This window comes from Paenibacillus sp. 598K (assembly GCF_003851045.1).
Lineage (GTDB): Bacteria > Bacillota > Bacilli > Paenibacillales > Paenibacillaceae > Paenibacillus_D.
The window spans coordinates 1-1918 of sequence record NZ_BFBX01000222.1; the positions used below are offsets into that span (position 1 = coordinate 1).

Annotated in this window: 1 protein-coding gene; it reads left to right on the forward strand. The window is 51.0% G+C overall.

Annotation, left to right across the window (positions count from 1 at the left end; all coding sequences use genetic code 11):
* Window positions 1-413 precede the first annotated feature (413 nt).
* The gene (ltrA, locus tag PA598K_RS34715) at window positions 414-1832 is read left to right on the forward strand and encodes a group II intron reverse transcriptase/maturase (protein WP_128661270.1); all 1419 of its coding nucleotides are present in this window, start codon (window positions 414-416) and stop codon (window positions 1830-1832) included.
* The last annotated feature ends 86 nt before the right edge of the window (window positions 1833-1918 follow it).

Below are 1918 nucleotides of genomic sequence, written 5' to 3' on the forward strand. Positions count from 1 at the left end.
TTTTTTGTTGTGTGCCACGCATGGCGATTAACTAGGCGGTGAAAGTCCGCTGTGGGGGCCTGTAGTTGCCAACCACTAGCCAAGAGCAAGGGTGTCCATCGCGAGGTGGAATCTGAAGGAAGCTGGCGGCAAAATTCCGACCCGAGGAACACGAACATCATCAGGCATGAAATGCGGGACGAGTTTGCAACACAAAACGAAGTCCAATTAACTACACAGACGCACTCATGTAAATGCTGCGGGTACATGGAAGGAAAGTGAATCGTCTTACCGTGGGAGGTCTCATGGACGTGAGGAGATACACTTCGAATCACGGTTGAAACAAGATTTATCATGAGAAGTCAGCAGAGGCCATAGTACCCCGAACAGTCGACGGTTCGAGGGAAGGGCTGAACCTTAGGAGGTGGTAGTCAATGAACGTTGCCGGAACAGAAGAGAAGTACAGCCAACTTCCTGAAAAGGGAGGCTCGCTGCAGAAAGTACGTGCGGAACACGAAGGATATGCAGAAGCGTACGGTTCTGAACGGACAACCGAAAACAACGCCGCCAACGCAAACGAGTCGAAGAACGGACTGCTGGAGAAAATCGTGAGCGCGGCCAACTTGAACGAAGCGTTCAAGAGGGTCAAAGCGAACAAAGGCGCACACGGGACCGATGGGATGAAAGTGGATGAACTTCTGCAATATCTCAAAGAAAACGGAGAAGCCATCCGGCAGTCCATTCTGGACGGCAAGTACCGTCCGAACCCCGTCCGAAGGGTAGAGATACCGAAAGAAGACGGCAAGAAGAAAAGAAATTTAGGTATTCCAACCGTAGTGGACCGGGTAATCCAGCAGGCAATCGCGCAGGTGCTCACGCCGATCTACGAACGGCAATTCTCGGAAAACAGCTACGGCTTCCGGCCCAAACGAAGCGCCCATGGTGCAATCGGGAAAAGCCGGAACCATATCCAAGAAGGATATAAGTACGTGGTGGACATGGACTTGGAGAAATACTTCGACACAGTCAATCAAAGTAAGCTGGTCGAAGTACTCTCGCGAACCATCAAGGACGGGCGAGTCATCTCGCTGATCCACAAATTTCTGAGAGCCGGCGTCGTAGTGAGGCACAAATTCGAGGAAACGGAACTCGGCGTGCCCCAGGGGGGCAATTTAAGTCCAATACTTAGCAATATTATGCTAAATGAACTGGACAAGGAACTGGAGGTTCGCGGACATCGGTTTGTGAGATATGCGGACGACCTCTTAATCTTCTGCAAAAGCAGAAGAAGCGCCGAGCGAACGCTCACGAACATCCTGCCATTTATCGAAGGAAAGCTGTTCCTGAAGGTGAACCGGGAAAAGACGGTGGTGGACGAGGCGAAGCGAGTTAAGTTCCTGGGCTTCTCCTTCTACGCAGCCAAAGGTGAAACGGGAGTCCGAATTCATCCGAAATCCATTGCGAAGATGAAAGCCAAGATCAAAGCGTACACCTCGCGGAGCAATGGAATGGGGAACGAGGAACGAGCAGAAAAGCTTCGACGCTACATTATGGGGTGGGTCAACTACTTCAAAATAGCGGACATGAAGAGTCTGCTCCAAACCACGGACGAATGGATGAGAAGGCGAATCCGCATGGTCTACTGGAAACAATGGAAGCGAGTGAAGACGAAGTTCAAGATGCTTCAATCACTCGGAGCCCGGAAACAGAAAGCATGGGAATTCGCAAACACAAGAAAAGGCTACTGGAGAACCTCCGGCAGCCCCATACTCTCCACAACCCTCGGCAATAATACCATCAAAGGCTTGGGATTCCTTTTCTTTTCTGATTATTATCGACAAGTTACCGCGTGAACTAAGGAACCGCCGTATACCGAACGGTACGTACGGTGGTGTGGGAGGTCGGCTGCTCAATTAATGGGCAGCCTCCTACCCGATTT